This is a genomic window from Rhizobium sp. P28RR-XV (assembly GCF_012641385.1).
Taxonomy (GTDB): domain Bacteria; phylum Pseudomonadota; class Alphaproteobacteria; order Rhizobiales; family Rhizobiaceae; genus Rhizobium.
In genome coordinates this window covers 315,415-342,274 of record NZ_JABAIG010000007.1, presented here as the reverse complement: position 1 = coordinate 342,274, position 26,860 = coordinate 315,415, and the positions used below count along the sequence as shown (strand labels likewise).

Here is a 26,860-nt window from a genome sequence, read left to right as displayed (position 1 = left end):
AAATAGCGGAGGCGTGTCGCTCCGCCTACACGTTCCGGTTTGCGAAAAGGCAGGCCGCGCCGCTCGAATCGGCGTATTTTGGGGAGGTCAATCATGGGCGCGACAGCGGGTGCGGAGGCGATTTCTCCGCGTGGGGCGTTTCAGCGTTTCGACAGTCTGCTCGGCCATGTCGTGGAGGCGACCGCCGCGCTGCTGGTTCTGGCGGAGGTCATTCTGCTCGGTTGGGCGACGCTTGCACGATATGCCCTTCGCAGCCCGCTCGTCTGGTCCGACGAAGTCGCCACGATCCTGTTTATCTGGTTGTCCATGCTGGGCTCGGTGGTGGCTCTACGCCGCGGCCAGCATATGCGGCTGACGGCCTTCGTCCGTAAGTTCTCGCCGCCCTGGCAAGACCGCGCCAATGCCTTTGCGATGATGATAGTCGCCGCGCTCCTGCTCTTGATGGTAGTGCCGACATGGCAACATGTCGAGGAGCGTATCATCAGCATGACCCCTGTCCTGCAGATCAGCGAAGCATGGCGCGAAGCTGCGATGCTTGTTGGCGTCGTGCTGATGCTGCTCACAGCGATCGATAAGATGATCCAGTCCAGCAAGCCGGTGCAGATGGTTGCAAGCCTAGTGCTTCTTGCTGTCATCTTCGGCCTGTTCCAACTGGCGATGCCGTGGTTCGACGAGATCGGCAATTACAGCCTGCTGATCTTCTTCCTCGGCATTGTGCTGGTGGCTATTGTACTTGGCGTGCCGATCGCTTTTGCCTTCGTTCTCGCGACCGCGGCCTATTTGAATTTCGCAAGCTGGGTGCCGCTTTCCATCGTGCCGGGCCGGATGAGCGAGGGCATGTCGCAAATCATCCTGCTCGCGGTGCCGATGTTCGTGTTCCTGGGTGCCGTCATCGAGATGGCCGGACTGGCGCAGGCGATGATCGCCTTTCTCGTCTCGCTGATCGGCCATCTGCGGGGCGGCCTGCAATATGTGCTGCTCGGTGCAGTCTATCTCGTTTCGGGTATCTCCGGCGCCAAGGCTGCGGACATGGCAGCTGTCGCTCCGGCGCTGTTTCCGGAAATGAAGAAGCGCGGCAATCGGGAAAGCGACCTGGTCTCCCTTTTGTCGGCGTCTGCGGTCATGTCGGAGACCATCCCGCCGTCAATCGTGCTGATCACGGTCGGCTCGGTCACCGGCGTGTCGATCGCCGCCTTGTTCACCGCTGGCCTTCTTCCTGCCTTTGTCGGCCTGCTGGCGCTCTGTGTCGTCGTCTACATCCAAACGCGTGGCGAAGATATGAGCCGTGCGAAGAAGGTCGATAGCAAGCTCAAGCTAAAACTGTTCCTCGCTGCGATCCCCGGCCTCGGCCTGCCGATCGTCATCCGCACGGCAGTGGTCGAAGGCGTGGCCACAGCCACCGAAGTCGCCACGATCGGCATCATCTACTCGATCATCGTCGGAGCTCTCTTCTATCGCAAGATGGAGTGGCGCAGGCTTTATCCGATGCTCGTCGATGCAGCCTCCCTATCGGGCTCCATCCTGCTCGTTGTCGGCGCGGCGACCGCCATGGGCTGGGCGCTGACACAATCCGGTTTTTCGCAATATCTCGTCGACCTCATGCAAGGCGTTCCCGGCGGAAAGATCAGCTTCCTGCTGATCTCCGCGCTGAGTTTCATTATTCTGGGCAGTGTCCTGGAAGGCGTGCCGGCGATCGTTCTGTTTGGACCGCTGCTTTTCCCGATCGCCAAGCTGCTCGGTATCGACGAAGTGCATTATGCGATCGTCGCGGTTTTTGCGATGGGCTTTGGGCTGTTTTCTCCGCCCTTCGGCGTCGGGTTCTATCTAGCCTGCGCCATTGGCCGTGTTTCGCCCGACGACGTCATCAGCAAGGTCTGGCCGCATCTTATGGCGTTGCTTTTCGCTTTGCTGTTGATCATCTTCATTCCGTGGATTTCCATCGGCTTCCTCTAGCGCCTCAACTCATCCCGTACACCAAGCTCGTCGAGCGGGTAGAGCACCACCTTGCCAATTTTGACGAAAGAGAGACCGAGGCGCGTCGCACGCCAATTTCGAAGGGTCCTAAGTGAAATGCCGTCCCGGTAGCGTTCGGCGACCTCGTCAGGCGTAAGGAATTTACTATCCGCCACTACCGCCTCCTTCGGCAGAACGCTCAGTCCGCGTCGCTACGCGTCTCAAGTTGATCGTCGCGGTAGTCTGTCGAGGTTCGCTTCATGCCCTTGTTCATGTATCCGGGCCCGGTGCCTCACGCTTCCCGCACGGACATACATGCTGCGCAATTCTTCGTGGCGAAAGACATCAAAGGTGGTCGTCCTAGAAACGGATATCGTAGAGGCCACATAGGCCGGGTTGGTCGCACTACCTGTGTCGACGGCTTAGGTGTCGGGCAGGCGATGTCACGTTGTCGGTGACTTAACGGTTGGCAGATAATTGGGCGGGGATGAGCGAACCGACGATTAGTTACAAGAACCACCGCTTTCCACATCAGATCATCGCGCACGCGGTCTGGCTGTATTTTCAGTTCCCCTTGAGCTTGCGGCTGGTCGAAGAAATGCTGTTGGAGCGCGGCATCGTCGTGTCTTACGAAACGATCCGGCGATGGGGCCGAAAATTCGGAGCGGCTTATGCGAAGCAGTTGCGCAAAAAGAAACCGTCTCGAAAAGATATCTGGCATTTGGACGAGGTGGCGATTTCCATCCGCGGCCGAAAACATTGGCTTTGGCGTGCCGTTGATCAGGACGGTTACGTTCTGGATGAGATCGTCCAGACCCGCCGCGATACCAGGTCTGCCAAGCGATTGCTGGTCAGGCTGCTGAGGAAGCAAGGCCTGACGCCGAAACGCATCGTCACCGACAAACTGCGCTCGTACGGAGCGGCAAGACGGGATGTGATGCCCGCTGTCGAACATCGATCGCATAAAGGCCTGAACAATCGCGCGGAGAATTCCCACGTGCCGCTTCGAAAACGAGAACGAATGATGCAGTGCTTCCGATCTGTCGGAGGCTTGCAACGTTTCATCTCGGTCTTTTCAGCAGTCAGAAATCTCTTCGTCGCACCGCATCACAAACGCTCAGCCCTGGCCACCCACATTCATCGAATTCGCGCAATGGCGCAGTGGAAAGTCGTGACCGCCGCTATTGCATAAGTTCACTGACAAATGCCTGGTCTGGCTTTGGTGAAACAACGTGACATCGCCTGGTGCCGAATTCCTCGGCAATATGGTCCTGCCGAAGCTTGGCACCGGCGTCTATCTCTCCCGAGATAATGCGATCGGCGAGCGTCCGGCTTATCCGTACAGCGATAGGATCATCTTTTGCAACGCCCATTGGATTAGCATCGGCTTTAAAACGGATGTGCAGCGACTCGATATCTAAGCTTACTTGCCTCCTTGTTGATTCTCCATATCCTTCGTCGATTGTAATTGTTCCACCGCGTCGCCTCATGCCGCAAAGATGACGGCACCGCCCGCCAAACCCGCGCCGGCCGCGGTCATGAGGAGGCGTTCTCCTAGCTTGAACGGTTTGTGATGATTTTCGACGGAAAGGGAAAGCGGAATGGTCGCCGCCGAAGAGTTGCCGAATTCGGCGATCGTGCTGACAAGCTTGCTTTCCTCCAATTCGAGACAGTGGCGAACTGCGTCGCAAAGGCGGAGATTGGCCTGATGCGGAATGAAGCGGTCGATAGCGGAGATTTCTACGTTTGCCTCATTCATCGCCTGGCGCGAGGTTTGCGTCATCAGATCGACGGCTCGTGAGAAAACCTCGCGCCCATCGCGCATCGTCATCAGCACTTGGTCTGCCGCGGTTTCGGGAGAAAAAGGCTTGTTGCTGCCGCCGGACGGGATCGCAATCAGATCATAGCCGCTTCCATCCGAAGCAAGGGCTGCTGATTTGAGGCCGCTTTGCCCGTTTCGGCAAGGGGCAAGCACGACTGCGCCGGCGCCGTCGGCAAACAGAACGGCACTGGCGCGTTCTGCCGGGTTGATCCGGCGGCTGAGAATATTGGCCGCCACGACGAGCACAGCCCGTCCATGCGCGCGCACGAAACTATCCGCCAGCGTCAGTGCGTAGAGGAAGCCCGAACAGGCGCCTGCAAGGTCGATGGCTCCTGAATTTTGCAAACCGAGCTTGTGCGCCAGAAGCGGCGCCGAAGGTGGTAAGAGATGATCCGGCGTCGAAGTGGCAAGCAGGGTCATGGCGATCTCGCCCGGCGCAATCCCGGCATCGTTGAGGGCCATTTTGCCAGCCTCTGCCGCAAGGTCGCTTAACGTATCTCCCTTGCTGGCCCAATGGCGGGATCGGATGCCGGTACGCCTTTCGATCCAACCGGCCTCGAGGCCGAGCCGGCTTTCGATTTCCGCGTTTTGGACGATGCGGGACGGAACCGCGTGACCGAATCCGGCAAGGCGGGAGGAGATAGGCGTCAAGATGCGGTCTCCTTGAGGACGATCGATGCGACGTCGTCGATCGCATCATAAGCGGCCGCGATATCTGCGGCGCTGGTGCAATAGGGCGGCATCAGGTAGACGACATTCCCAAGGGGGCGCACAAGCAGCCCGCGTTCGCGGAACAGCTGGCGCATGCGCGGCCCCACGTCAGCCAGATAGCCGCCCGAGGGTACCGCAAGATCGAGGGCAGCGATCGTCCCGCACTGCCTGACGTTTGCGAACCTGGTGTCGTTCTGGAAGCGTTGGAGATGCTGGTTGTGCTGGGCTGCAAGCGCGGCAATCCGCACGTCCACCGGTTCGTCCTGCCAGATCTGCAGATTGGCGACGGCCGCCGCGCAGGCGATTGCGTTGGCGGTGTAGGAACTCGAATGAAAAAAGGTCTTGCGCCGGTCGAAAGACAGATGCGCCTCGAAAATCTCCGTCGTGCAAAGGGTTGCTGCCAGGGGCAGGGCGCCTCCAGTCAGACCCTTCGATGTGCAGAGAATATCCGGGGTGACGCCTGCCTGTTCGCAGGCAAAGCGTGTGCCGGTGCGACCCCAGCCGGTCATGACCTCATCGGCGATGAACAGGCAGCCAAATCGACTGGCGATTTCCTTGAGCGCGGAAAGCACGGCGCTGCCATAAAACTTCATGCCGCCGGCGCCAAGCACCAGCGGTTCGACCAGAATGGCGGCGACCGTTCCTTTGCGGCAGATCGTTTCGAATGCATCGAGCGTTTCCTGCTCTCGGCCGGGGTCGGGGAAGGGTAGGCGGTCGACGCCGAAGAGCAGCGGCTCGAAGGGCGCATTGAACACGCCACGTTCTCCCGCCGACATGGTGCCGATCGTGTCGCCATGATAGCCGTGTTCCATGACGACAAGCCGGTCACGCGCGACGCCGCGATTGTGGAACGTGCCGAGCGCCATCTTGATCGCCACCTCGACTGCCGTCGATCCGCTATCCGAATAAAAGACATGTTTCAGTTCGGAGGGCGCGAAGGCGAGCAGACGTTCGGCGAGGATTTCCGCTGGTTCATGGGTATATTCGGCGAAAATGATTTGGTCATACGCCTCCGTCGCCTCGCAGATTGCCGCCATGATGCCGGGATGGCGATGGCCATGGGTGATCACCCACCATGACGAGATTGCATCGAGGACGCGATTGCCGTCCTCGTCGAACAGATATGCGCCCTCGGTCGCGACGATGCGCTTCATCGGCGCTTCGAGGGCATGTTGTGTGAAGGGATGCCAGACAGGGGTGAGGGTCATGGGCGTCCCTCCGTCAGGGCGACGATGTCGAAATTTTCGTGGAAAGCGCGACGCAGGGTCTCATTCGTCAGGTTTTCCAACAGCGGCAGCCGGCCCAACACCTCCGCTTGGCCGATGGCGGCGATGGTCGCCTCGGTGTCGGCATTTTCCGCGCCGATGAATGCAACGCCATGGAAAGGAATATTACGGCTGCGCAGCGCCTCAATGGACAACAGCGTGTGATTGATGGTGCCGAGCGACGTTCGGGCGCAGAGAATGACGGGAATGCGCCACCGGGTGAAGACGTCGGCAAAGACGGTGTTTTTCGTAAGCGGGACCATGAGGCCGCCGGCCCCCTCGATGACCAGCGGACCGGTGCCGGCCGGCAGCTCAAGTCTGGCCGGGTCGATCTCCACTCCATCGAGACGTGCCGAAAGATGCGGTGAGACCGGGGTGGAAAGGCGATAGGCTTCCGGCAGCACACGGTCGGCGGGCAGCCCGCTCAGGCGGGCGACAGTGCGGCTGTCTGTTTCCCCTTCCAGTCCGGATTGTACAGGTTTCCAGTATCGCGCATTGAGCGCACCGGCCAGCGCCGCGGCAAACACCGTCTTGCCGATGCCTGTATCCGTACCGGTTACCACGAAACGGGCGGTCATCTCCTGTGGTCCTCCATGGCGGCACTGAGGCAATCCAGCATGCTCGCAACCTGCTGCGGAATAACGTTGAGCGTGATCGACAGCCGCAGGCGTGCTGTGCCTTCCGGCACGGTCGGCGGACGGATCGCGCGGATGTCGAACCCTTCCGCCTGAAGAGTTTCGGCAATTCGGACCGCGCGCGCATTGTCGCCGATGACGACCGGCTGGATCTGCGATCCGCTTGGCTCCATGCCCAACCGGCTCTTCAATCCGTCGCCGACAAAGGCGACCAGACGTTCCAGGGCATCGCGGCGCTCAGGCTCGTCATCGACCATGCGCAAGGCCTCGCGTACGCCAGCGGCCATGAGAGGCGAGGGCGCAGTCGAATAGATGAAGGCACGGGCGCGGTTAACCAGATAATCGCCAAGCAAACGGGGGACCGCAAGCAAGGCTCCGCAAACGCCCAGCGCTTTGCCGCACGTATGAAGGGCAAGCACATTGTCCCGGCCCTCCAGCACCGCGGTCAGCCCTCTGCCGCCCGCGCCGAAAACACCCGTGGCATGGGCTTCGTCGACCACCAGAAAACCCTGGTGATGGTCGGCCATGTCGGCAAGGGCGGCAAGCGGCGCTCTGTCGCCGTCCATGGAATAGAGGCTTTCGATCGCAATCCAGGGCCGGCCCCGGCCGCCGTTGCCGCGCCAGTTTCGGATCGCCTCGTCGAAGGCGTTCGCGTCGTTGTGGCCGACGCTGACGGCCGTCGCCTTGCTGGCTGCAATCCCCTCGCGCGCGCTCGCATGGATGAGCGCGTCGTGGACGATCAGATCTTGGTGCCGCGGCAAGGTCGAGAAAAGCGCCGAATTGGCGGCATAGCCGCTGCCAAAATACAGCACGCGCTCCACGCCGAAAAATTCGGCGGCTTCGGCTTCCAGCGCTTCATGTTCGGGATGGTTGCCGCGCAGCAGGCGCGAGCCGCCCGCGCCCGCCGGAACGCCGCTTTCCATCGCCGCCATGATCGCAGCCTTGAGGCGCGGCGTGCCGGCAAGAGCGAGAAAATCGTTGGAGGTAAAGTCGATGCCATGCTGCGGTACAAGGCTGCGTAGCCGCGCCTTGCGCCGCAATCCCTCCAGCGTGGCGGCATAATCCGAGAGCATCGCCGTCACACCGCCGGCTCCAGCGGCATGGGGTGAAGGCCGAGGCGGCGGAAGAGCGCCGTATCGTGATCCTCGCCGGGATTGTCCGTCGTCAGCAGCGTGTCGCCGACGAAGATGGAGTTGGCGCCCGCGAAGAAACAAAGCGCCTGCATTTCGTCGCTCATCTCGGTACGTCCGGCCGAAAGGCGCAAATGCGAGGCAGGCATCAGGATGCGCGCCAGTGCGATCGTGCGGACGAAATCGATCGGATCGACAGGTTCAGCGTCCGCAAGCTTCGAACCGGGAATGGGGATGAGCTGGTTGATCGGCACGCTTTCGGGCGGCACGGGCAGGTTCGCCAGCGTCAGCAGCATCGAGATCCGGTCATCGACAGTCTCGCCCATGCCGAGGATTCCGCCAGCACAGACCTTGATGCCGGCCATGCGTACGGTTTCCAGCGTATCGAGCCGATCTTCGAAACTTCGAGTCGTGATGATTTCCGAATAGAAGCGTTCTGACGTGTCGATGTTGTGGTTGTAGTAGTCGAGGCCGGCTTCCGCAAGTTCGCTCGCGTGGGTTTCGGTCAGCATGCCGAGCGTCATGCAGGTCTCCATGCCGAGCCCCTTTACGCCCTCGACCATGGCAACGAGCGTATCCATATCGCGGTCCTTCGGACTGCGCCACGCTGCACCCATGCAGTAGCGTGTCGCCCCCGCATCCTTGGCCTTGCGCGCCTCGGCCAGAACGCGTTCGACCTTCATCAGTTTCGAGGCCTTCAGGCCGGTTGGATAGTGGGCGGACTGGCTGCAATAGCCGCAATCCTCGACGCATCCGCCTGTCTTGATCGACAGAAGTCGGCTCATCTGCACAGCGTTGGCGTCGAAATGCGCGCGGTGGATGGTCTGGGCTCGGAAGAGCAGATCATTGAACGGTAAATTATAGATAGTTTTTGCTTCGTGTGTCGTGATCAGCGGCGCCTTGGCTTCGCTTTCGATGGAAAATGGCTGATTCGCGTTCGGCTTGTTCACGATGATAAGCTCCCTGATAAAATTATAGATAAAACTACATATTATCGATAATTTGGCAAGCGTAAATTGGGAGTTCAGAAATTCGTTTGGATTATCAGGCGTTGGCTTCCACGCAGAAGGGATGGAGTTGTGTAATCGCGGGCGATGTCACGCTGTTCGCGTAGTTCTCGACGAGACGCTTGTGGCGAGTTTACGCAGTTGCGCGGTGCAACCCCTTACGCCCGCAGGACAACGAGGGTCGCCGAGATTGTCGGCCTGCTTGGCCATAGTACTGGCGGGCGGTTCGGAGCGTCTGAGAGCGCGGATGATGTCTGTCAAATTGGCTGAGCCCCGCACAAAGTGAGGAAGACCCTCCAGATCTGGGATAATTGTGCCGAGTACCCGGAAGCGCCAGAGATCGTCCTCGCACGGTATGGGTCTCCCGGATCAGCTCTCAGCGCAACAGATAGGGCCTATTTGGGATCCTCATAGGTATATAGCGCGCACATTTCGGAACTGCTACGGGGCGCACGCTTGCCGGTGAAGACGGCAATTGCCGTCGTCTCCGATCCATCGGCCCACGATGCGACAAAGGTAACGTCGCCCGAGCCGCAGAGTTGGTTACCATTTTGCAGTTCCGGATCGGCCGGCTCTTTGACACGATAAACTGAAGCCGGCACCGAGCGGCCATTCGCGTTGAAGTGATCTGCGACGAGATCGGAGAATTCGAGCGTCTCTCCATTTTCGAACTTGATACTGAAATCGTCGAGCCAGACATCGCCGGTAATGCTCATGGCTGTGTTGCTCGTCGCCGTATAGTGATCTGCTTGCTGGGCGAATGTCGCAGAGGCGGTGATGATGGTGAAGAGGCCGGAAAGGAGAAGGCGGTGCATTTTAATCCTTGAGAAAGTCGCTTGAACGGGCTTGCCTTGCCACCTGCATCGCATCTTTTGCATCAAAAGCAGAGACTCATTTTAGGGCCAGCACAAGAACACTTCAAATCCCGCGCTAACATCGAACGTGGTGCGAACGTCATCGTCCATCCGCCGTCCCTCGATAGCTAGGCTTTACTAAGCTTCGCACGAGATGCCCCTCGGCTTGATCCACCCTTGCGTCCCGTCGGTGCGTTGCGACAAGACTTTCGATGTTTTTCTGTTGAAGCGGTCTGGGCTTGGCAGCAATGGGCGATAGCATCAAGCTCGATCGAGACCTGGGTTGTGTGATCAATTCGGCAAATCCATAGCGGCTCTTGCTCGCCGTTACGTAGAGAAGCATTCGCCGTCAAGAATAGCAAATCACCCCAGAAATGAACCACGAAAATATCCGGTACCTTCTATTTGCGGATTGGAGCGAAACCATTTTGCCAAGTTTGAAGTGGAAGCGACAATCCGGGCAACGACCTGAGGGTTTCGGCGGAGCTTCCGTTTCGCTAAACGTAGATTCTCCGTTCCGTCCAAGCCGGGGTTGGAGGCTTTGTAACCAAGCACTTAATCACTTTACCCGCTAATGAAGGAATTGCCGTGAACAGACTTCAGCTGACAACCATGACCCTCGCCACCATGCTTCTGACCACCGCGTCCGTCGATGCTGCCGATTTCTCCGTCACGCCGCTGAAAGACGGCGACAGCTTTATCGGTTGCCTCGCTCAGAATACCGCGACAGGCGTCGGCTTTCTTGCCGTTGGCGACAAGGTCGCACTATTTGCCAATTCTTCGAAGTTCACTTTCGCCAAAGGCGATCAGGTAAGTGGCTCCTGGTCGGTCGATGGCGGCACGGCCACGAATTTCTCGTCGACTGCTGATACCGCAGCAACGGCAACGATCGACGTCCCGAACACGACCGAAGCCGTTGCGGCGCTGACCAGCGGCAAGTCGCTGAGCCTGACCGCCAACAGCACCACCGTCGATTTCAGCCTCGAGGGGGGCGAGAAGGCCTTTGTAGGCCTGTCCGAGTGTATGACCACCCAGTTGGCGCCGACCGCTAACTAAGCCGTACCCATTTGCGACTGATATGGCGGGTATTATGTTGCCCGCCATATCTATGTCAGCCGAACCTCCGAAAAGTCTTCAACGACGGCGAAAGACTTAGATGCGAGGACAATTCAAAGTAAGCCGGTAACCACCTCGCAGAGCAAGCGCTTATGCGCACTTCTTTACGTGCCCTTGGCGAAAATCTGTCAACCAAAATTCCCCCACTTGCCTGAAAGGTAGAAGTAGCAGGTTTGACGTCGCCTCGCATCTGTTGCCTGGGAGGCACGGAGAGGCCGGGCAGTCATAACTATAGATGACGTTGCCAAGTAGCTCCGAGTTAAAGATAGGATGCCAGAAGTTTGTAAGCGGAGCATTGCATTTTTCTGCGGCCAGAGAGGCATGCAGAATGTCGCCATGAGTTTTCAAGCTTTCCGCCATCTAGTCCAGTATTTGTACGGCGTTGGTCTCTCCCGCTATGGGGTGGGGGACAATCCGTACGACGGCCGAAACCATCGCAGGGATGATGATCATGTTGCAGCAGGATCGATCGGCCAAGCGCCTGCGGATTTAGCAGTAGTTTATATTTTATGAGCAAGGTAATATTCAAATTGATAGTATCAATGATGTAAATTCGAGCGGATGCCCCTGTCTTGTTTTCCGTGTTTAGCTAAAGGAAATTAGATAAATCTGGTTGGTATAAAATAAACGCAGAATTTTTTCTGTCGAGAGGCGCAATATTATCAATTTTTTGACGGTTTCCGAGCAACTATCAATAGTTTGAAAATATTGCAATCGAGTGACATCATGAAAAAACTTCTTTTTACATTCGAGGGCCGCATCAACCGCCAGAAGATGTGGTTCGCGGTACTTATTCACATTATCGCCGCTGCCGTTGTTGGCCTTGTTTTCACGCTCCTTTGGTCCGTGATTCCCGGCTCCATCAGCGAGGACGGCACGTACCACGTCGAAGGAGCCGTAGCCGTTCCCTACATCGTCCTTAGTCTTGCCTATATTATCTTCAGCGTTTGGTCGGGTCTTGCCGTCGCCATCAAGCGACTACATGACCGTAACAAGTCTGGCTGGTTCTTCTTAATCCAATTCGTCCCGCTGATTGGTAGCATCTGGTATCTGGTGGAGGTCCTGCTTCTAAAAGGCACCACGGGCACGAACCGTTTTGGCGAGGACGCGATCGCCGCCTAATGCGCCCAGAGCACAATTAGAGCATTCGAACGATGTGAAACTCAGGCCAAAAGCGGTGCCGGGACTGCCTGGCACCGCTTTTGTGTTCAGTTGCAGTCCGAGGCCACAATCTTGCAGCTGTCGCCATCGCAGCCTTGGATCGACTGCTCCTCTGCCTTCTTCTTTGTCGGAGCCTTACCCCAGCCGATCGACTTGCCGTCCGACGCCAGCGCCCCGCACTGTTCGTAGGTCATGGCGAGTGTGCAGTCTTTGCCACCTTCTTCGTTGCAGAACTTCATTGCATAGTCGGAAGCTTCTTTCTCCGTATCACCGCCGCCGACGCCGTAATAGGGCTCCTTGCTCTTGTGCGATGAATCAACTGCAAATGCGCCCCACTTGCTGTCGCCAGCGAGCGCGCCACCGGCAATAGCGGCCGTGGCGAAGGCGGTAAGAAGCATAATCCTAACAATGCTTTTCATAATGATGAGGATCCCTTGAAGATGTTCCACCCGCCGTATGTCCGATGGAACGTATATCTGATAGCCCATACTTCGCCGTCTTCAATGGGACCCGGATGATTTTTGGAACGACTTTTCGCGCGATAAAAAGAGTGACCTGCCACGGAACTTTCACCAAGCAGCGACTAAACACCTTATGTGTCCCGCGTTACGGCAACTCAATTGTGATCGTCGTTCCGTCGGTCAGATCGGTCTGCGAGATTCCCAACAAAAGATAGCCCGCGTTAGCCGCTGGCTTGGGGTACGGCCAATCCTTATATGCGATTGCTTCAATAATGTCCTTGCCAGGAATTTTGATCTTAGCGCATAGCGCTTTACCTAAGGGAAGGTTACACCGTCCCTTCAGGATTACTGTCGCGCCGACCCTGCCGTCCATCGAAAATGCTCCCAGGATTGGTCGCATGCTATGCGGATCTTTTTGCATGTTGGTAGATAAACCCTCTTGTTCCGAAATCGCCCGCGGAGAGACACCAGCATCTCGTGAATTAATTCAGGAAGATTTGCGATTGTGCCGCGTATTTGAGGCAATTCGCCCTAACAGGCTGCAGTCTGCGGGCAGGGCCAAGTCAAGAGATCAAGCATTGACTGGCGACGACGCCATTCTATGAGGCGTCGACGCCGGAGGACCTCCAGGACGAACCGAACTCGCGCGGCGTATTCTTGACGCAAACCCGGAATTGAAGGAACCGCAGGACAAAAGCTGTTTAGTTTAATCACGTCTCGATACGGATCCGGATGAGTTCAACCCGTTGACTAACCGGATATTTAACCCGTCAATATTATGCGTCGTAAGTTCAATTCCGTTCACATCAATAGATCCGGTTTTGTTGGCTGTGGGTTGTCGTCTTAAAAAGTGGCCCCACAGCCAACCGCGGGACGACTGCTTTGCGCCTCCATTTCGGATAGCGGGCGGTTTGAGGGACCGACTGAAAGATGCCATTCCCCTGATCGTATCGCCTCGTCAGCGTCGGCTATAGGCCGACGCTAGGGATACTGCAGGCAGCCGGAATGAGCTGCCTGCAGGCGGACCCGATTGGAGCAGCCTTCATGTTTCGGAGCCAGCCAGTGGTTCGCGCTGACCGCACCAACCACGTTCTATCTGGATGCCGCCAAGCCGTCGGTTCCTAGCAATGGAGACGAGTCGCGCTCGATCACGAACTTCATTTCGGCCAAGCGTGACACCTTCCCCCACTTTCAGCTAGGTTATGCTTATGGTTGCTGGAACCTAATCGACCGATCTCCGTTTTGTCAGCAGCGCCCAAAAAGGAGATCGCAATGCTTTACTACGCTTTGGTATTTCTCGTCGTTGCCCTGATTGCCGGCGTACTTGGATTCGGTGGCATCGCCGGCGCTTCTGCTTCAATCGCCCAGGTTCTATTCTTCATTTTCGTGATTTTGTTCGTCGTATCGATCGTGATGCGACTGGTGCGCCGAGTTTAAGGCATCCCAGCGGGAATGATGGCATGAGAGCGCCTGCCCCTCACCAGAATGACAACGACACACCCGGCGTGTCGCGTCGGGTTTCCGCACTATCCCATGCGCAATCCAGGTCGGTTTCGCTCGCTTTTCGACTTGAAGGCTGTTGCCGGTGCAACAATGCTCTTCACGGCCATCGGTTGAGCCTTAACTCCGACTGCAAGTGAACAAGTGGCACCTATGATCAACGACCTATGGTACAAGAACGCCGTCATTTACTGCCTGTCAGTTGGTTCCTTTCAGGATACTGACGGCGACGGTGTCGGTGACTTCCAAGGATTGATGCGCCGGATGGACTACCTAGGCGGCCTTGGAGTGACGGCGATCTGGCTCATGCCGTTCCAGACTTCGCCCGGTCGTGACGACGGCTATGACGTTTCGGACTACTACAACGTCGATCCCCGCTATGGCTCGCTCGGCGATTTTGTCGAGTTTACTCATGCCGCCAAGCAGCGGGGCATTCGCGTGCTGATAGACCTTGTCGTCAATCATACCTCGAGCGAGCACGCTTGGTTCAAGTCGGCGCGCTCCGATCCGGACTCACGATACCGGGACTGGTATATCTGGTCGGAGAAAAAGCCTGCGAATGCAAACAAGGGAATGGTTTTCCCCGGCGTCCAGAAATCAACATGGACCTATGACGAAAAAGCCGCAGCCTACTACTTCCATCGCTTCTACGACTTCCAGCCCGATCTGAACACCGCCAACCCGCTTGTCCAGGCCGAAATCCTCAAGATTATGGGCTTCTGGATCCAACTCGGCGTCTCTGGCTTCCGGATGGACGCCGTGCCGTTCGTCATCGCCGAGAAGGGCGCGGAGGTGACAAAGCCAAGTGAGCAGTATGGCATGCTCCGGCGGTTTCGCGAGTTCCTCCAGTGGCGGAAGGGCGACGCCATCATTCTGGCAGAAGCCAACGTGCTTCCCGAGACCGACTTCGAGTATTTCGGGGACGATGGCGACCGCATGCACATGATGTTCAACTTCCAGGTCAACCAGTCGATGTTCTACGCCCTGGCTTCGGCAGATGCTCGGCCGCTGGTCAAGGCAATCGAAAAGACAAGCGTCCGGCCTGCGACAGCCCAATGGGGCATGTTCCTGCGCAACCACGACGAGCTCGATCTCGGTCGTCTGCCCGAAACGCATCGGCAGACCGTGTTCGATGCTTTCGGTCCCGACAAAGACATGCAGCTCTACGATCGTGGAATCCGCCGACGGCTCGCGCCCATGCTGGATGGAGATCCGCGACGGATCCGGCAGGCCTATAGCCTGATGTTTTCTTTGCCGGGAACGCCTGTCATCCGCTACGGCGACGAAATCGCGATGGGCGATGATCTGAGCCTCCCGGAACGCAATTGCGCGCGCACGCCTATGCAATGGTCGGTCGAGCCGCAAGCGGGCTTTACGAAGAGTTCCAAGCCGGAGCTGCCCGTGATCGTCGACGGTCCATACGGCTACCACCATGTGAACGTCGCCGACCAGCGGCGTGACGCCGACTCCATGCTGAACTGGCTGGAGCGCCTAATCCGGATGCGAAAAGAAGCCCCCGAGATCGGATGGGGAGACTGCATCTCGCTCGACACCGGCGATCCCGGCATACTCGCACTTCGATACGACTGGCGGAACAACTCGGTACTGGTCGTGCACAACCTTCATCCTAAGCCGGTCGAGTTCGAACTCCAACTGGATGGGGAGGGGACAGGTGGCAACAGGCTCATTGATATCATGGACGGCGGCAACAGCGAAGCCGACGACAAGGGACGTCACACGTTACTTCTCGATGCTTACGGCTATCGCTGGTATCGCCTCGGTGGCCTGGACTATCTGCTACGCCGATCGGAAGTTTGATGGCATTTGATGAGGGGAGAAAGGTCGGATGGGGAACATCTAGGCTAATGAAAACGCTATTGCTTTTGCTCTATTGAGCTATGTTTATGCGTCAGAGATTCGCTCTTCCCGTGCTGTCGGAGGGCGCCCTCATAACAACGTCCCGCTCCCAGACATCGTCGGACGCGACTACGTGCGAAAGGTCAACGAGGACTTCGGCATTGCCACGGCTTTCAAGGTAGACCTGGAAGGAATGGGAAGGACTGACCCGCTTGGCAACGTCAACGTGACGGTCAGCTATGCTAACTGCAGTGGCGTCCTGGGCGATGGTGCGAACGGCGCTAGTCGGCCCTTGTGTGCTGATCGCGGAACGCCTCGATCTGTTCAGGTTCCTTGTCGTCCAGCTGGGTGATGTCGTTGCGGGCGTCGCCGTGGACGTGGAGAAGTTCGTCAAGCTTGGCGTGGATGGCTTGCGTGTCTCGATGTTCGGCGCGCTGGATAAACAATGTCATGATCCAGGTGATCAGCGTGGCGAGCCCATGCCATTCCAGGGTCGCGGGACTGAAAAACAGCCAGGACACGCCGTAGATGGCGACGATCACGAACGCGTATGGGCTCGCCGTCCAAGTGCCCAGATCTGTCAACAATGAACGAAATCGCATCAAGCATCTCCGATCTTCGTGAAGATGGAACCCTTGAGACGTGCTTGTGTTCCGACTTTGGAAATCCCGCGAGGTGCAATCGATTTGGCCGGCGAGGAGACGTAGGGTTCGCGAGAGAGCTCATGATCCGCGGAAGGTCGGTCAGCATCACAAATCGGCTATCGCCTCCCGTCTCGCCGGCTTGCGAATGATTGCGATCTGGAGGAGCCGGCGGACGCTTGAGCCGAACAGCTTCTGTGAAACGGCCCAACATCGAACTGTTAATCGATCTGGACCTTGCTCGGTGTCGTTTGGTTCATGGACACCGGGCTCTTAACGAGGGTCAGCTGAGAACGCGTGCGGTACGTTTCCGTGTAAATGCGCTGGAGGCCCCTAAAGGCGTTGGTATCCCGGAATGAATGGTAAGGCTCTGCCTCCTGCGGTGATCCTTACCGCACCGGAATCCAATTCGGCTAGGTCGCTCGTCATCTGTTCGATGTGAAACATTAGCCTGGCGCGCTGGATCCGCAGGTCTTCCCTCAAATCGTCCATCTTTGCTCTGGCGCCACCGCGGACCTTGCACTCATAGTACCAATCAAACAACCAATCATGTCCCGTTGCCGCCGGCGCTCGCGCACCGAAAAGCTCTTTTATTTTTTTCTGGGTGTGGTGGTGTGCTCGCGGATTTTGGCTGCAGATGAAGGCTGTTGGAGGAAGCTTACGCGGTCAAGCCCGGTTCTAGCCCCCGGCGCCGGGGGGTGCGTCGTTCTCTAAGTTCTCGGGGTACTGGACAACCTCATTTTCGTCCATATCGATCGCAACACCACTAGCCTTACGCAGTGAGACGCCCGGACCGGACGCAACGCCGCCAGCCTCTAGGAAAGTCACGCCAGCCGTTTGGAGGATGGTGCGGATTGCGGCAACATCATTCTGCATACCGGCCGCCTTGCCTTCGCTTGCTTCCAGGCGTTTCAGCGTCGGCACTGAGATATTCGCAGCGAGAGCGAGCGCTGCTTGCGACATGCCGATGAGCGCTCGAGCGGCCGAAATCTGCCTGCCAGATAGCATTTCCTGATCCCTTAGTTTCAAAGATATCCAAAGGTGTAGAGCTGCCGCATCTGGATGCGACTCCAACAATGGCTATGGCATGCAAAGGGTGTATTCACGACCAGAGAGATTGACTGGTTGGCGTACCGCTCCTTGAAGCAGGGCGAGATAAACGAGTTCGCACGATCTGCCAGGACGCGAATGGCGCTCGGAGCGTGCCACCAATCCCCTCACCACCATCGAGAATCATTTGACGACGCATCGCGCCCGAGAACGTAGCCAATTGCGAAGGCGAGGACGCCGATCGTGAGGACGATCCCGGTTGCCGTCTGCGGATGCTCAGCAGCGCCGACGACCACGGCGGTGCTCTCGCGGACGACAGCGTCCTTCGCATCCTTTGCCGCCTTCCGGACACCTGTCGGTGGCTCTGCGGGTGTTCCTGTGAAGCCAGCACTGAGTTCGTCGGTCATGATGTTCCTCCTACTTCTGTGAAGGAGAACCCTCGTCGGCGAGGGAAGTTCCAGCGACGTGGCTGGGTGGGATAGGTGTTTTAGCGGCATCTGCCAAAATCACTCGAAGCGACGACACCATAGTGGTATAGCTCCATTCTTGTTAGTTTCGATCTTGAGGCCGGTTGTTTCTAAGCAAAGCTCTGCATTCTCCGCGCGAAGATGTAGGTTTTGTGTCCGCTGCGTCGCGGATTGGGGCTGGGCGCGCTGTTCCTCGACGAGCACGCCGACGCAAGTGGACAAGCCACGGCCGATTTTCATCCGGCTTTTGGGGCCACCCGCCTCGAAGGAGCTTCTTGAGCTGGCGCCGGAGGCTATGGCCGAGTACTCACGTTATCGATCATACCTTGGTGTCCGCTGAGGCATCCGGCGCCAACCACGAAGGATACGCCAGTGCCCCGCTGCGGTAAGAGCTTGGCCATACCTATGGCGCGGCATCTACGCATCCTCAAAAGCATTTCGCTTGAGTTCATGGAAAATCGTCGAACGTTGACGGCCGAGCTTCTCTGCGATGACGGTGGCACTTAGGCCGGCCGCTCGCCAGCGAGCAATCCTGGGACGTTCATCTATGTCGATCTGGGAGTAGGTGCGTTCCATTGCGTCTTCCTTGCGAGTGATAACCCATTGGTATCATTCGCAAGTCGCACTTCATCCTTGAACCCACCAGAGCGAAAAAGCATAATTTTTAGTAGTCCCCGCTGGGATCAGTGACTTTGGTGCAGCTAATAGCGGCAATCAGCAGAAGCAAGATCGAAAAGATAATGGCATAGGCATAGGCATAGGCATGGTAAAAATCAAACATGACACCTGTCAATGGCGGCCCGAGGAGGGCACCGAATCCTCAGGATGTATAGAGCGCTCCGAAACCTGAAGACAGATCAAGATAGAGATGTTGCGGGAGGTTTGGTAATGATCTCGTGCGGGAAGAGCCCGCCGTGGTCGATGCACCTCGCTCGACTCTGTATCGCACTAGGAATCCCATGACCGACGAAGCAGCCCACATTAGCGCGACCCTTTTACTACTCGCGGCAGTGGTCGTTCCATGGATCACCCGGCAGTGGCCGCTCTGGGCGCGAGCGACGTGGCGTCTGGCTGTGTTTGCCGTACTTACCTACTTGGTTTTCCTAACGAACGGCTCGCCGTTTGCACCGTCGTTCGACACGCAGCAGCCGGGCGAGAAGGTATGGGAACAGCTCATCGAAATCGGCTGGTGGCTGACGGCCGCCCAGTGCGCGATTGGCATTGCCCGACTGCTGGTCGTCTTCGAGAGCAAGCCGCGTGAGTCCCGGATCGTCTCCGATCTGCTGGCCGGGCTTATTCATCTGCTGACGCTGTTCGCGGTCACCAACTTCGTTTTCGCGGTACCGATCGGCGGACTGCTTGCCACATCCGGCGTCATCGCGATCGTGCTGGGTCTGGCGCTACAGAGCAGTCTGTCTGATGTCTTTTCAGGCATCGCCGTGGGCATAGAGCGGCCCTATAGTCCCGGTGATCTGGTTTGGGTCGAAGGTGGGATCGAGGGCCGGGTAATCCAGGTTAACTGGCGTTCCACCCATATTGCCACGATGAACCGCGACGTGGCCATCGTGCCGAATAGCGTCATGGCGAAGGCCCGACTCGTCAATCACAGCATGCCAACGACCGTTCGCGGCGTCTCGATCACCGTCCGACTTGCCGCCAACGAACGGCCGGATCGCTGCATGGCGGTGCTGACAGCGGCGGTCAAGACCTGCATGCTGATGTCCGATACGCCGGCGCCAAGTGTCGCCCGCACCGAACTGCAGGGCGACGGTGTGGCCTATGATATCAGCTTTTCGATACCGAGCATCGATGTGCTTGTCGCCGCTCGAACTGAGTTACTTGGGCATGTCCAAACGCACCTGCGCCATGCAGGGATTGCCCTTGCCGTACCCGGCTTGCCGATCCAGAGGCGTCTGGAAGTACCGACCGCCGCAACGCTGCTCCAGGAATCGGACTGGTTCGGCATGCTTGCGGAGGCTGATCGAAACCTTTTGGCGGAGCATTTAATCGAGCATTGGTTTGCGGCTGGCGATAAGCTGATAAAGCAAGGGGACGAGCCGCAGGAGCTGTTTATTCTCGCCTCGGGGACGGTCGAGATTACCAGTGATACTCCGCCATCGAGCAGCGTGATCTTTCGATTGGGACCGGGAGGCAGTCTCGGGGCGATCGGCATGATCACCGGCACTCCTTATGCCGCGACCGCGACCGCGCTGACGTCGGTAGCCGCCTACTGCCTGAACAGGAAGGGGATCAGCGATGCCATCGCCTCGCGGCCTGAACTCATCAACAGCCTCGAAGTGTTGGCCCGCAGGGGGCAGGAGATGCAACGCCGGGATGTGGTTGCGCGGCAAATCGATCACTTTGACGAGCCGGAAATGTTTCTATCGAAGCTACGCAGTTTCCTCCGCAAGATTTCGGAGATCCCCAAAGACGAGGACCATCGGCGAAATCATCGGCGCTAATGCGCCGAGCATGATGTGAGCGTTCGGGCAACGGATTTTTCGGTTTAGACTGATGGTTGGCCTCATCAGCCATGACGCGCACGATCATTTCTGGATCGCAGTTCTCGTAGACCAGGATCTCGCGAACACCTCCGTTCCATGACCTGATCTCGGCGAGGAACTCCTGAGCGCTTTCGATGCCGCGCGTGGTAAAGCTCGTGGTGCCGTTATCGGAGCCGGTAGGGATATGCACCATTTCGCCGTAGTCGATATTGTCGGAGTTGGCAGCGATCTCTTGGAGGAGCTCAAGGTTCTCGCCGATCATGGTGGCAACGTCTTCGACCGTATAAATGTGAGTCGAGCGAGCCTTCATACAGCCTTTTGCAGAGCGGTGTTGCAGGAGCTTGTGGCGAATGAGATCATTGGACTTCAGAAGGCGCAATTCCAGGTTCCGTAAAGATGACCAACCAATTCGTGTGCATCACCAATTAGTCGAGCGTCACCATATGCGATGCGACCTGTTCTTCAAAGAATTTGGAGAATGACGCGATCCTCGGGGGCAAAGCCTGATAGGGCGGATAATACAGGGTCAGCCACAGGTCCGGTGGAGCCCATCCGCGCAGGACGTGAACCAGCCGCCCCGTCCGCAGATGCTCCGAGATGTGAAATCCAGGCAGCATGGCGACACCGGCGCCGTCGGCGGCCATGTCGGCGAGAACCTCGCCGCTATTGGCGCTGAACGCCCTGCCTGCAGAGACCGTCATGCTTGACCCGCCATCCGAGAGCACCCAGGTCTCGCTTCGGCTTTCGCCGCTATAGGCAAGGCAATCATCAGGTGTCAGCTCACTTGGATGCTGCATGCCGACGAAGCAGCTGCCCGGTGCGGCGACGAGGATGCGCGGCACGACGCGAATCTTTCGCCAAATCGTGAATTTGTCCGACGGCTGCGCAGAGATGCGGATCGCCAGATCGTAGTCGTCGTCGACAATATTGATGAGTCCGTCGGACAACGAGATTTCGAAGCTCATCTTCGGATAAAGCTGCCGGAAGCCTGAAAGGATGGGTGGCAGAACCGCCTTCCCAAACCAGGTCGGCGCGCTGATCCTCAATCGGCCCTCGTCTACCTTGTGGGCATTGCGCACTTCCCTGCGAGCACTTTCCAGCGCGTCGACAGCGGGCTGGATCTGCGCTGCAAACACCGCGCCGTCCGTTGTCAGCGATACCTGGCGTGTGGTCCGCACGAACAACTGGACCCCGAGATCGTCCTCGAGAGCGGCGATTGCCCGCGTAACTGCGGCCGGTGTCATGTCGAGTTCGCGGGCGACCTGGGCAAAATTGCGCTTCTCGGCAGCCAGTAGGAAGGTCTTGAGGGCTTTATAATCGTTCATGCCAATTGTTTCAAAATACGCAATTCATTCGACAGTAATATTGCAATTCTCTCCGTTGATCAATGCAGCTAAATATTCATCCAACAGCACAAACACCGTTAGCGAAGAAAGGCTCACGCCATGATCAAGGACATCAAAGGTCTTCACCACATCACGTCGATGGCATCGGACGCCCGCCAGAACAACAGGTTTTTCACGGATACGCTGGGTCTGCGTCGCGTGAAGAAGACGGTGAACTTCGACGATCCGAACGTATATCACCTCTACTTTGGGGACGAAAACGGTACGCCCGGCACTGTCATGACCTATTTTCCGTTCGCGAACATGATGCTCGGTCGTCCAGGTGTCGGCGAAGTCGGAGAGACCCAGTTCTCGGTCCCCGAAGGATCGCTGTCTTTCTGGAAAGAAAGGTTTGCAGCACAAGGGGTGGGCGACGTAGAGACCGACACCGTGTTCGGTGCCGAGCGACTGCGTTTCATCGGTCCCGACGGTGATGCCTTCGCACTCGTGGAGACGCCCGATGACAAGCGCCCTGCCTGGAGCAGCGAAGGCGTTTCGAACGATGTTGCAATTCGCGGCTTTTCGGGCGCTCGTTTCAACCTGCACGATACGGCATCTACCGCGGAGCTTCTTGGCTTCATGGGCTATGAGCGCTCTGAAGCCGAGGGCAATGTTACTCGTTATGTTATCCCGGACGGCAATGGTGCGGACACGATAGACCTTGCGGCACTCCCGAAGACCCCATTTGCTCGTCAAGGCGCCGGTTCGGTTCATCATATCGCTTTTGCGGTCGAAAACCGGGAAAAGCAGCTCGAAGTCCGGAAGGCCTTAATGGACACTGGCTACCAGGTGACCCCGGTTATCGATCGCGATTATTTCTGGGCAATCTACTTCCGCACGCCGGGTGGTATCCTGTTCGAGGTCGCCACGAACGAGCCTGGGTTTAACCGTGACGAAGACACGGCGCATCTCGGCGAGGCGCTCAAGTTGCCCAGCCGTTATGAGGAATTTCGAAGCCAGATAGAGGCCAACCTCGTCCCATTGGCTGCCTGATAACACTGCGCAAGAACAGTGTGCTTCGCAACTGATTGACAACTAAGCCTATGGCAGTCGCTCGCGCGAATTCGATGGAGAGATGGCAATGGATCAAATGGGAGCGATCAGAGCTTTTGTGCGCGTCGTAGAGGCGGGGTCCTTTGCGAAGGCTGCAGACACGATGGGTGCGCCACGGTCGACCGTGAGTAAGCTTGTTCAGGATCTCGAGGCAAGCTTGAGTCTCAAACTACTCGAACGCACGACACGTTCACTCACCGTGACATCTGAGGGCGTCGCCTATTATGAGCGCGCCATTCGCCTGATCGCCGATTTCGATGAAATGAACAACGAGGCTACCGGTGGGCGCCTAGCCACCCGGGGAAAACTTCGGGTTGACGTAGGAGGGACCTTCGCGAACGCAATTCTGATCCCCCGGTTGCCAGAGTTCTACGCGCTCTATCCAGAGATCGAGTTACATCTTGGTGTAACAGAACGTCAGGCGGACATCGTCGAAGAGGGTATAGACTGCGTCATACGCGCAGGCGATCTGCCAAGCGCATCTATTGTGGCTAGGAAGTTATGCAGCGTCGAGATAGTGACCTGCGCAACTCCGGGATACCTTGAAAAGTACGGCGTGCCAAATTCGCCATCGGATCTAAAGGGTGATCATGTTTTCGTGCAATACTTTTTTGCACGCAGCCTGAAAGCGGCACCCGTTCGACTGATGAAAGGCGATGAGAAAATAGAGATCTACAGCCCGATCAAACTCTCCACGAGTGATGCGACGGCGCATTTGCAAGGGATATTAGCAGGACTGGGCATAGGACAGACATTTGAATTCTTGGCACGGCCCCATATCGCTCGTGGCGCTCTGGTCCCAATCATGAACGGCTGGGCGCCACCACGTTATCCTGTTCACATTCTAAGGCCAGCGGGCCGGTTTCCAAGCGTGAAGTATCAGGTCTTTGCGGACTGGGTTGCAGGCGTATTTTCGGCCTACGACGATGGCACAGGCCCATCCTAGGGGCTTTATCTATTTTCATGGATAGTTACTCCACAACGACGGGCTTCTCCAATCAACTCTTTCGAGCTATTCCCGCAGCTCATGGGAGTTGCCATTAATTATTGCGCGGAAGGCAATTCAATCACAATTAATATGCCATTTTTCGCAAGCTCTAGTCACGCTACATCCCTTTCAGCAGCCGAGGCAACGAAGCATCGGTTTCGACTCTAGAGCCTTTAAAGCCGTGTTCCAGAACATGGCGTCCGTCCGACCAGCTCATTTCACAACCAGCCGCATTCGCGGCCCAAACAACCAAAGGGAAATATCATGTCTAAGCTCGAAGTCTTGACCCCGGCGAACAGCCAGCTCATCTTCATCGACCAGCAGCCGCAGATGGCTTTCGGCGTGCAGTCGATCGACCGCCAGACGCTGAAGAACAACGTCGTCGCCCTCGCCAAGGCTGCGAAGATCTTCAACGTCCCGACGACGATTACGACGGTCGAGACGTTGTCTTTCTCGGGCAACACGTTTCCGGAACTGCTCTCCGTCTATCCGGAGAACGACATCCTCGAGCGTACCTCGATGAATTCCTGGGACGACCAGAACGTTCGCGACGCGCTGGCGAAGAACGCCGCCAACGGCCGCAAGAAGATCGTCGTGTCAGGCCTTTGGACGGAAGTCTGCAACACGACGTTCTCGCTTTCCGCCCTCCACGACGTTCCTGACTATGAAATCTACATGGTCGCAGACGCCTCCGGCGGCACTTCGGCCGACGCGCATAAGTACGCGATGGACCGGATGGTGCAGGCTGGCGTGATCCCGGTTACCTGGCAGCAGGTTCTGCTCGAATGGCAGCGCGACTGGGCTCATAGGGAGACCTACGACGCGGTCGCAACGCTCGTGAAGGAGCATTCCGGCGCCTATGGCATGGGCATCGACTACGCCTATACCATGGTTCATGGAGCCCAAGAACGCGTAAAGCACGGCAACCGCATCGGCCCGAATCCCGCGAAATAGTGTTTTCCCCGCCGCTCCGACAATCCCGTCGGAACGGCTTTTCTCGCAACCGGAGAACATCCCATGAAAGTCTACCTTCTGTCGCTAGGCGCGGGCTTGCTTGTTGGCATTGTCTACAGCCTGCTCAACGTCCGTTCGCCGGCCCCACCGGTCATCGCACTCGTCGGCCTCCTCGGCATTCTGGTCGGCGAACAACTGATACCGTTCGCCAAGACCCTTGTGAATAAGGAGCCGGCGGCGACCTCGTGGATCCATCAAATCAAGCCGCATATGTTCGGTCATTTGCCGAAGGGTGGCGACAGCATTGTCGGCGCTCGTCAGGCGGAGGCGAAAATGGGGGATCATGGCTGATGACGACGCGTCGATCCTTTCTGGGAGGAGCATCAAGCCTGGCGTTCTCGAGCCTCTTCTCAACGGCTAATGCCGCCGATCCCACACAGACCGGAGTAGACAGCATGTATCCCGACCTGATCCTGCACAACGGCCGCGTCACCACGCTTGACCGCGCCAATCCGAGCGCGACTGCAGTCGCCATTAAAAACGGCCTGTTCCAAGAGGTTGGTTCGGATAGCGAAATCATGGCGCTGGCTGGATCCGGCACCAAGATCGTCGATCTCAAAGGCAAGCGCGTGCTGCCCGGCCTGATCGACAACCACACCCACGTCGTGCGCGGCGGGTTGAACTTCAACATGGAACTGCGCTGGGACGGCGTACGCTCGCTGGCGGATGCCATGGACATGCTGAAGCGCCAGGTGGCGATCACGCCTGCACCACAGTGGGTGCGCGTGGTCGGCGGCTTCACCGAGCATCAGTTTGCGGAAAAACGCCTCCCCACGATCGAAGAGATCAACGCGGTCGCGCCGGACACGCCCGTCTTCCTACTCCACCTTTATGACCGCGCGTTGCTCAACGGTGCAGCTCTGCGCGCCGTCGGTTACAGCAGAGACACGCCCAACCCGCCGGGCGGCGAGATCACCCGCGACGCCAACGGCAACCCGACGGGCCTGCTACTGGCCAAGCCGAATGCCGGCATCCTTTATTCGACGCTCGCCAAGGGACCGAAGCTTCCGCTCGACTACCAGGTCAACTCTACCCGCCATTTCATGCGCGAGCTCAACCGCCTCGGCGTAACCGGCGTCATCGATGCCGGCGGCGGCTTCCAGAACTATCCCGACGACTACGAAGTCATCCAGAAGCTGTCCGACGAGAACCAGATGACGGTTCGTCTGGCGTATAATCTGTTCACCCAGAAGCCGAAGGAAGAAAAGCAGGACTTCCTGAACTGGACGCAGTCTGTCAAATACAAACAGGGCAATGACTACTTCCGCCACAACGGCGCCGGAGAAATGCTCGTCTTCTCGGCGGCAGACTTCGAAGATTTTCGTCAGCCACGCCCGGACATGCCGCCGGAAATGGAAGGCGAACTTGAAGACGTCGTGCGCATTCTTGCCGAAAACCGTTGGCCGTGGCGTCTGCATGCCACCTATGACGAAACGATCTCCCGCGCCCTCGACGTGTTTGAGAAAGTGAACAAAGACGTGCCCCTCGAAGGGCTGAACTGGTTCTTCGATCACGCCGAAACGATCTCCGATCGTTCGATCGACCGTATCGCGGCGCTTGGCGGCGGCATCGCCACGCAGCATCGCATGGCCTACCAGGGGGAATACTTCGTCGAGCGTTACGGACATGGCGTTGCTGAAGCGACGCCGCCGATCAGGAAGATGCTCGACAAGGGTGTAAACGTTTCGGCCGGCACCGATGCCACCCGTGTCGCCTCCTACAATCCGTGGGTATCGTTGTCGTGGATGGTGACCGGCAAGACCGTCGGCGGCATGCAGCTTTATCCGCGCGCCAACTGCCTCGACCGCGAAACGGCGCTCAGGATGTGGACAGAAAAGGTCACCTGGTTCTCCAACGAGGAGGGCAAGAAGGGCCGTATCGAAAAGGACCAGTTCGCCGACCTCGTGGTGCCGGACAAGGACTTCTTTGCCTGCGCCGAAGACGAGATTTCCTTCCTCGTGTCGGAACTGACCATGGTCGGCGGCAAGATCGTCTATGGTGCGGGCGACTTTTCGACGCTCGACGAGAACGACATTCCGCCCGCCATGCCGGACTGGTCGCCGGTGCGCAAGTTCGGCGGTTATGCCGCCTGGGGCGAACCGGAGGGTGCAGGAGCACGCTCGCTGCGCCGCACGGCCATCTCGACCTGCGGCTGCGCCAGCGATTGCGGCGTCCATGGCCATGACCATGCCGGAGCCTGGACATCCAAGCTGCCGATCGCCGATCTCAAGGGCTTCTTCGGTGCTCTCGGGTGCTCGTGCTGGGCCGTTTGAGCACGCCATCAAG

General features: G+C 57.9%; 25 protein-coding genes and 3 pseudogenes. 12 read left to right on the top strand and 16 right to left on the bottom strand.

The window, feature by feature from the left end:
- Positions 1–93 precede the first annotated feature (93 nt).
- Positions 94–1,953 carry a TRAP transporter large permease subunit gene (locus HGP12_RS17335; RefSeq protein ID WP_168879422.1) on the top strand — a complete coding sequence of 620 codons (1,860 nt, stop codon included), beginning with the start codon at positions 94–96 and terminating at the stop codon, positions 1,951–1,953.
- Here HGP12_RS17335 and HGP12_RS17330 read toward each other — a convergent pair.
- On the bottom strand, positions 1,950–2,129 hold the full coding sequence (locus HGP12_RS17330; protein ID WP_168879421.1) for a helix-turn-helix domain-containing protein: 180 nt from the start codon (positions 2,127–2,129) through the stop codon (positions 1,950–1,952). The genes HGP12_RS17335 and HGP12_RS17330 overlap by 4 nt on opposite strands.
- Positions 2,130–2,440: 311 nt before the next feature.
- Here HGP12_RS17330 and HGP12_RS17325 point away from each other — a divergent pair, with 311 nt between their 5' ends.
- Positions 2,441–3,145, top strand: coding sequence for an IS6 family transposase (locus tag HGP12_RS17325; RefSeq protein WP_168879420.1), 705 nt, complete (start codon positions 2,441–2,443; stop codon positions 3,143–3,145).
- Between the two features lie 52 nt (positions 3,146–3,197).
- On the opposite strand, the pseudogene HGP12_RS34140 reads toward HGP12_RS17325, so the two are convergent.
- The 7 genes and pseudogenes from HGP12_RS34140 to HGP12_RS17290 all read right to left on the bottom strand — a co-directional run.
- A pseudogene (locus HGP12_RS34140) lies at positions 3,198–3,326 on the bottom strand (GntR family transcriptional regulator); the annotation flags it as partial.
- Positions 3,327–3,439: 113 nt separating this feature from the next.
- A complete protein-coding gene (locus HGP12_RS17315; protein WP_168879419.1) occupies positions 3,440–4,426 on the bottom strand; it encodes a beta-ketoacyl-ACP synthase III in 987 nt (328 codons plus the stop codon).
- Complete coding sequence (locus tag HGP12_RS17310) at positions 4,423–5,694, bottom strand: adenosylmethionine--8-amino-7-oxononanoate transaminase (RefSeq protein ID WP_168879418.1); 1,272 nt, start codon at positions 5,692–5,694, stop codon at positions 4,423–4,425. Before HGP12_RS17310 ends, HGP12_RS17315 begins: the two co-directional genes overlap by 4 nt.
- Positions 5,691–6,329 (bottom strand): dethiobiotin synthase, encoded by a 639-nt coding sequence (bioD, locus tag HGP12_RS17305; RefSeq protein WP_168879417.1) that lies wholly within the window; start codon positions 6,327–6,329, stop codon positions 5,691–5,693. Before bioD ends, HGP12_RS17310 begins: the two co-directional genes overlap by 4 nt.
- Complete coding sequence (locus HGP12_RS17300) at positions 6,326–7,459, bottom strand: 8-amino-7-oxononanoate synthase (protein ID WP_168879493.1); 1,134 nt, start codon at positions 7,457–7,459, stop codon at positions 6,326–6,328. Before HGP12_RS17300 ends, bioD begins: the two co-directional genes overlap by 4 nt.
- A gap of 5 nt (positions 7,460–7,464) precedes the next feature.
- Positions 7,465–8,433, bottom strand: a complete 969-nt coding sequence (gene bioB, locus HGP12_RS17295) for a biotin synthase BioB (protein WP_312862914.1) — start codon at positions 8,431–8,433, stop codon at positions 7,465–7,467.
- Positions 8,434–8,918: 485 nt separating this feature from the next.
- Entirely contained in the window at positions 8,919–9,338 is a 420-nt protein-coding gene (locus tag HGP12_RS17290) for a hypothetical protein (RefSeq protein ID WP_246703443.1), read from the bottom strand.
- Between the two features lie 627 nt (positions 9,339–9,965).
- Here HGP12_RS17290 and HGP12_RS17285 point away from each other — a divergent pair.
- Together HGP12_RS17285 and HGP12_RS17280 are read left to right on the top strand one after the other, a co-directional pair.
- Positions 9,966–10,433 (top strand): hypothetical protein, encoded by a 468-nt coding sequence (locus HGP12_RS17285; RefSeq protein WP_168841622.1) that lies wholly within the window; start codon positions 9,966–9,968, stop codon positions 10,431–10,433.
- Between the two features lie 786 nt (positions 10,434–11,219).
- A complete protein-coding gene (locus tag HGP12_RS17280) occupies positions 11,220–11,615 on the top strand; it encodes a DUF805 domain-containing protein (RefSeq protein WP_168879416.1) in 396 nt (131 codons plus the stop codon).
- 86 nt (positions 11,616–11,701) lie between these two features.
- Here HGP12_RS17280 and HGP12_RS17275 read toward each other — a convergent pair whose 3' ends face one another.
- Entirely contained in the window at positions 11,702–12,142 is a 441-nt protein-coding gene (locus HGP12_RS17275; protein ID WP_168879491.1) for a DUF4189 domain-containing protein, read from the bottom strand.
- 118 nt (positions 12,143–12,260) lie between these two features.
- Positions 12,261–12,488 (bottom strand): hypothetical protein, encoded by a 228-nt coding sequence (locus tag HGP12_RS17270; RefSeq protein ID WP_168879415.1) that lies wholly within the window; start codon positions 12,486–12,488, stop codon positions 12,261–12,263.
- 899 nt (positions 12,489–13,387) lie between these two features.
- On the opposite strand from HGP12_RS17270, the gene HGP12_RS17265 reads away from it, so the two are divergent.
- Positions 13,388–13,552, top strand: a complete 165-nt coding sequence (locus HGP12_RS17265; protein ID WP_168879414.1) for a DUF1328 domain-containing protein — start codon at positions 13,388–13,390, stop codon at positions 13,550–13,552.
- Between the two features lie 216 nt (positions 13,553–13,768).
- Positions 13,769–15,433, top strand: a complete 1,665-nt coding sequence (locus HGP12_RS17260) for an alpha-amylase family protein (RefSeq protein WP_168879413.1) — start codon at positions 13,769–13,771, stop codon at positions 15,431–15,433.
- 320 nt (positions 15,434–15,753) lie between these two features.
- Here the strand turns inward: HGP12_RS17260 and HGP12_RS17255 are convergent, their stop codons facing one another.
- The 4 genes and pseudogenes from HGP12_RS17255 to HGP12_RS17240 all read right to left on the bottom strand — a co-directional run.
- Entirely contained in the window at positions 15,754–16,074 is a 321-nt protein-coding gene (locus HGP12_RS17255; RefSeq protein WP_168879412.1) for a low affinity iron permease family protein, read from the bottom strand.
- Between the two features lie 717 nt (positions 16,075–16,791).
- The gene (locus HGP12_RS34820) at positions 16,792–17,121 is read right to left on the bottom strand and encodes a helix-turn-helix domain-containing protein (protein ID WP_168879411.1); all 330 of its coding nucleotides are present in this window, start codon (positions 17,119–17,121) and stop codon (positions 16,792–16,794) included.
- A 209-nt stretch (positions 17,122–17,330) separates the two neighbouring features.
- Positions 17,331–17,570 carry a hypothetical protein gene (locus HGP12_RS17245; protein ID WP_168879410.1) on the bottom strand — a complete coding sequence of 80 codons (240 nt, stop codon included), beginning with the start codon at positions 17,568–17,570 and terminating at the stop codon, positions 17,331–17,333.
- A 483-nt stretch (positions 17,571–18,053) separates the two neighbouring features.
- Positions 18,054–18,206, bottom strand: a pseudogene (locus HGP12_RS17240) (helix-turn-helix domain-containing protein); the annotation flags it as partial.
- 383 nt (positions 18,207–18,589) lie between these two features.
- Here HGP12_RS17240 and HGP12_RS17235 point away from each other — a divergent pair.
- Entirely contained in the window at positions 18,590–20,092 is a 1,503-nt protein-coding gene (locus tag HGP12_RS17235) for a mechanosensitive ion channel family protein (protein WP_168879409.1), read from the top strand.
- 61 nt (positions 20,093–20,153) lie between these two features.
- Here the strand turns inward: HGP12_RS17235 and HGP12_RS34135 are convergent.
- Together HGP12_RS34135 and HGP12_RS17225 are read right to left on the bottom strand one after the other, a co-directional pair.
- Positions 20,154–20,444 (bottom strand): annotated as a pseudogene (locus HGP12_RS34135) (hypothetical protein); the annotation flags it as partial.
- Between the two features lie 115 nt (positions 20,445–20,559).
- Positions 20,560–21,459, bottom strand: coding sequence for a LysR family transcriptional regulator (locus tag HGP12_RS17225; RefSeq protein WP_168879408.1), 900 nt, complete (start codon positions 21,457–21,459; stop codon positions 20,560–20,562).
- 120 nt (positions 21,460–21,579) lie between these two features.
- Here HGP12_RS17225 and HGP12_RS17220 point away from each other — a divergent pair, with 120 nt between their 5' ends.
- The 5 genes from HGP12_RS17220 to HGP12_RS17200 all read left to right on the top strand — a co-directional run bounded on the left by HGP12_RS17220 (position 21,580) and on the right by HGP12_RS17200 (position 26,847).
- On the top strand, positions 21,580–22,512 hold the full coding sequence (locus HGP12_RS17220; protein WP_168879407.1) for a VOC family protein: 933 nt from the start codon (positions 21,580–21,582) through the stop codon (positions 22,510–22,512).
- A gap of 88 nt (positions 22,513–22,600) precedes the next feature.
- Positions 22,601–23,518, top strand: coding sequence for a LysR family transcriptional regulator (locus HGP12_RS17215; protein WP_168879406.1), 918 nt, complete (start codon positions 22,601–22,603; stop codon positions 23,516–23,518).
- A 306-nt stretch (positions 23,519–23,824) separates the two neighbouring features.
- A complete protein-coding gene (locus HGP12_RS17210; RefSeq protein ID WP_168879405.1) occupies positions 23,825–24,514 on the top strand; it encodes a hydrolase in 690 nt (229 codons plus the stop codon).
- 63 nt (positions 24,515–24,577) lie between these two features.
- Positions 24,578–24,865 carry a XapX domain-containing protein gene (locus tag HGP12_RS17205; RefSeq protein ID WP_168879404.1) on the top strand — a complete coding sequence of 96 codons (288 nt, stop codon included), beginning with the start codon at positions 24,578–24,580 and terminating at the stop codon, positions 24,863–24,865.
- Positions 24,865–26,847 carry an amidohydrolase gene (locus HGP12_RS17200; protein ID WP_168879403.1) on the top strand — a complete coding sequence of 661 codons (1,983 nt, stop codon included), beginning with the start codon at positions 24,865–24,867 and terminating at the stop codon, positions 26,845–26,847. Before HGP12_RS17205 ends, HGP12_RS17200 begins: the two co-directional genes overlap by 1 nt.
- The last annotated feature ends 13 nt before the right edge of the window (positions 26,848–26,860 follow it).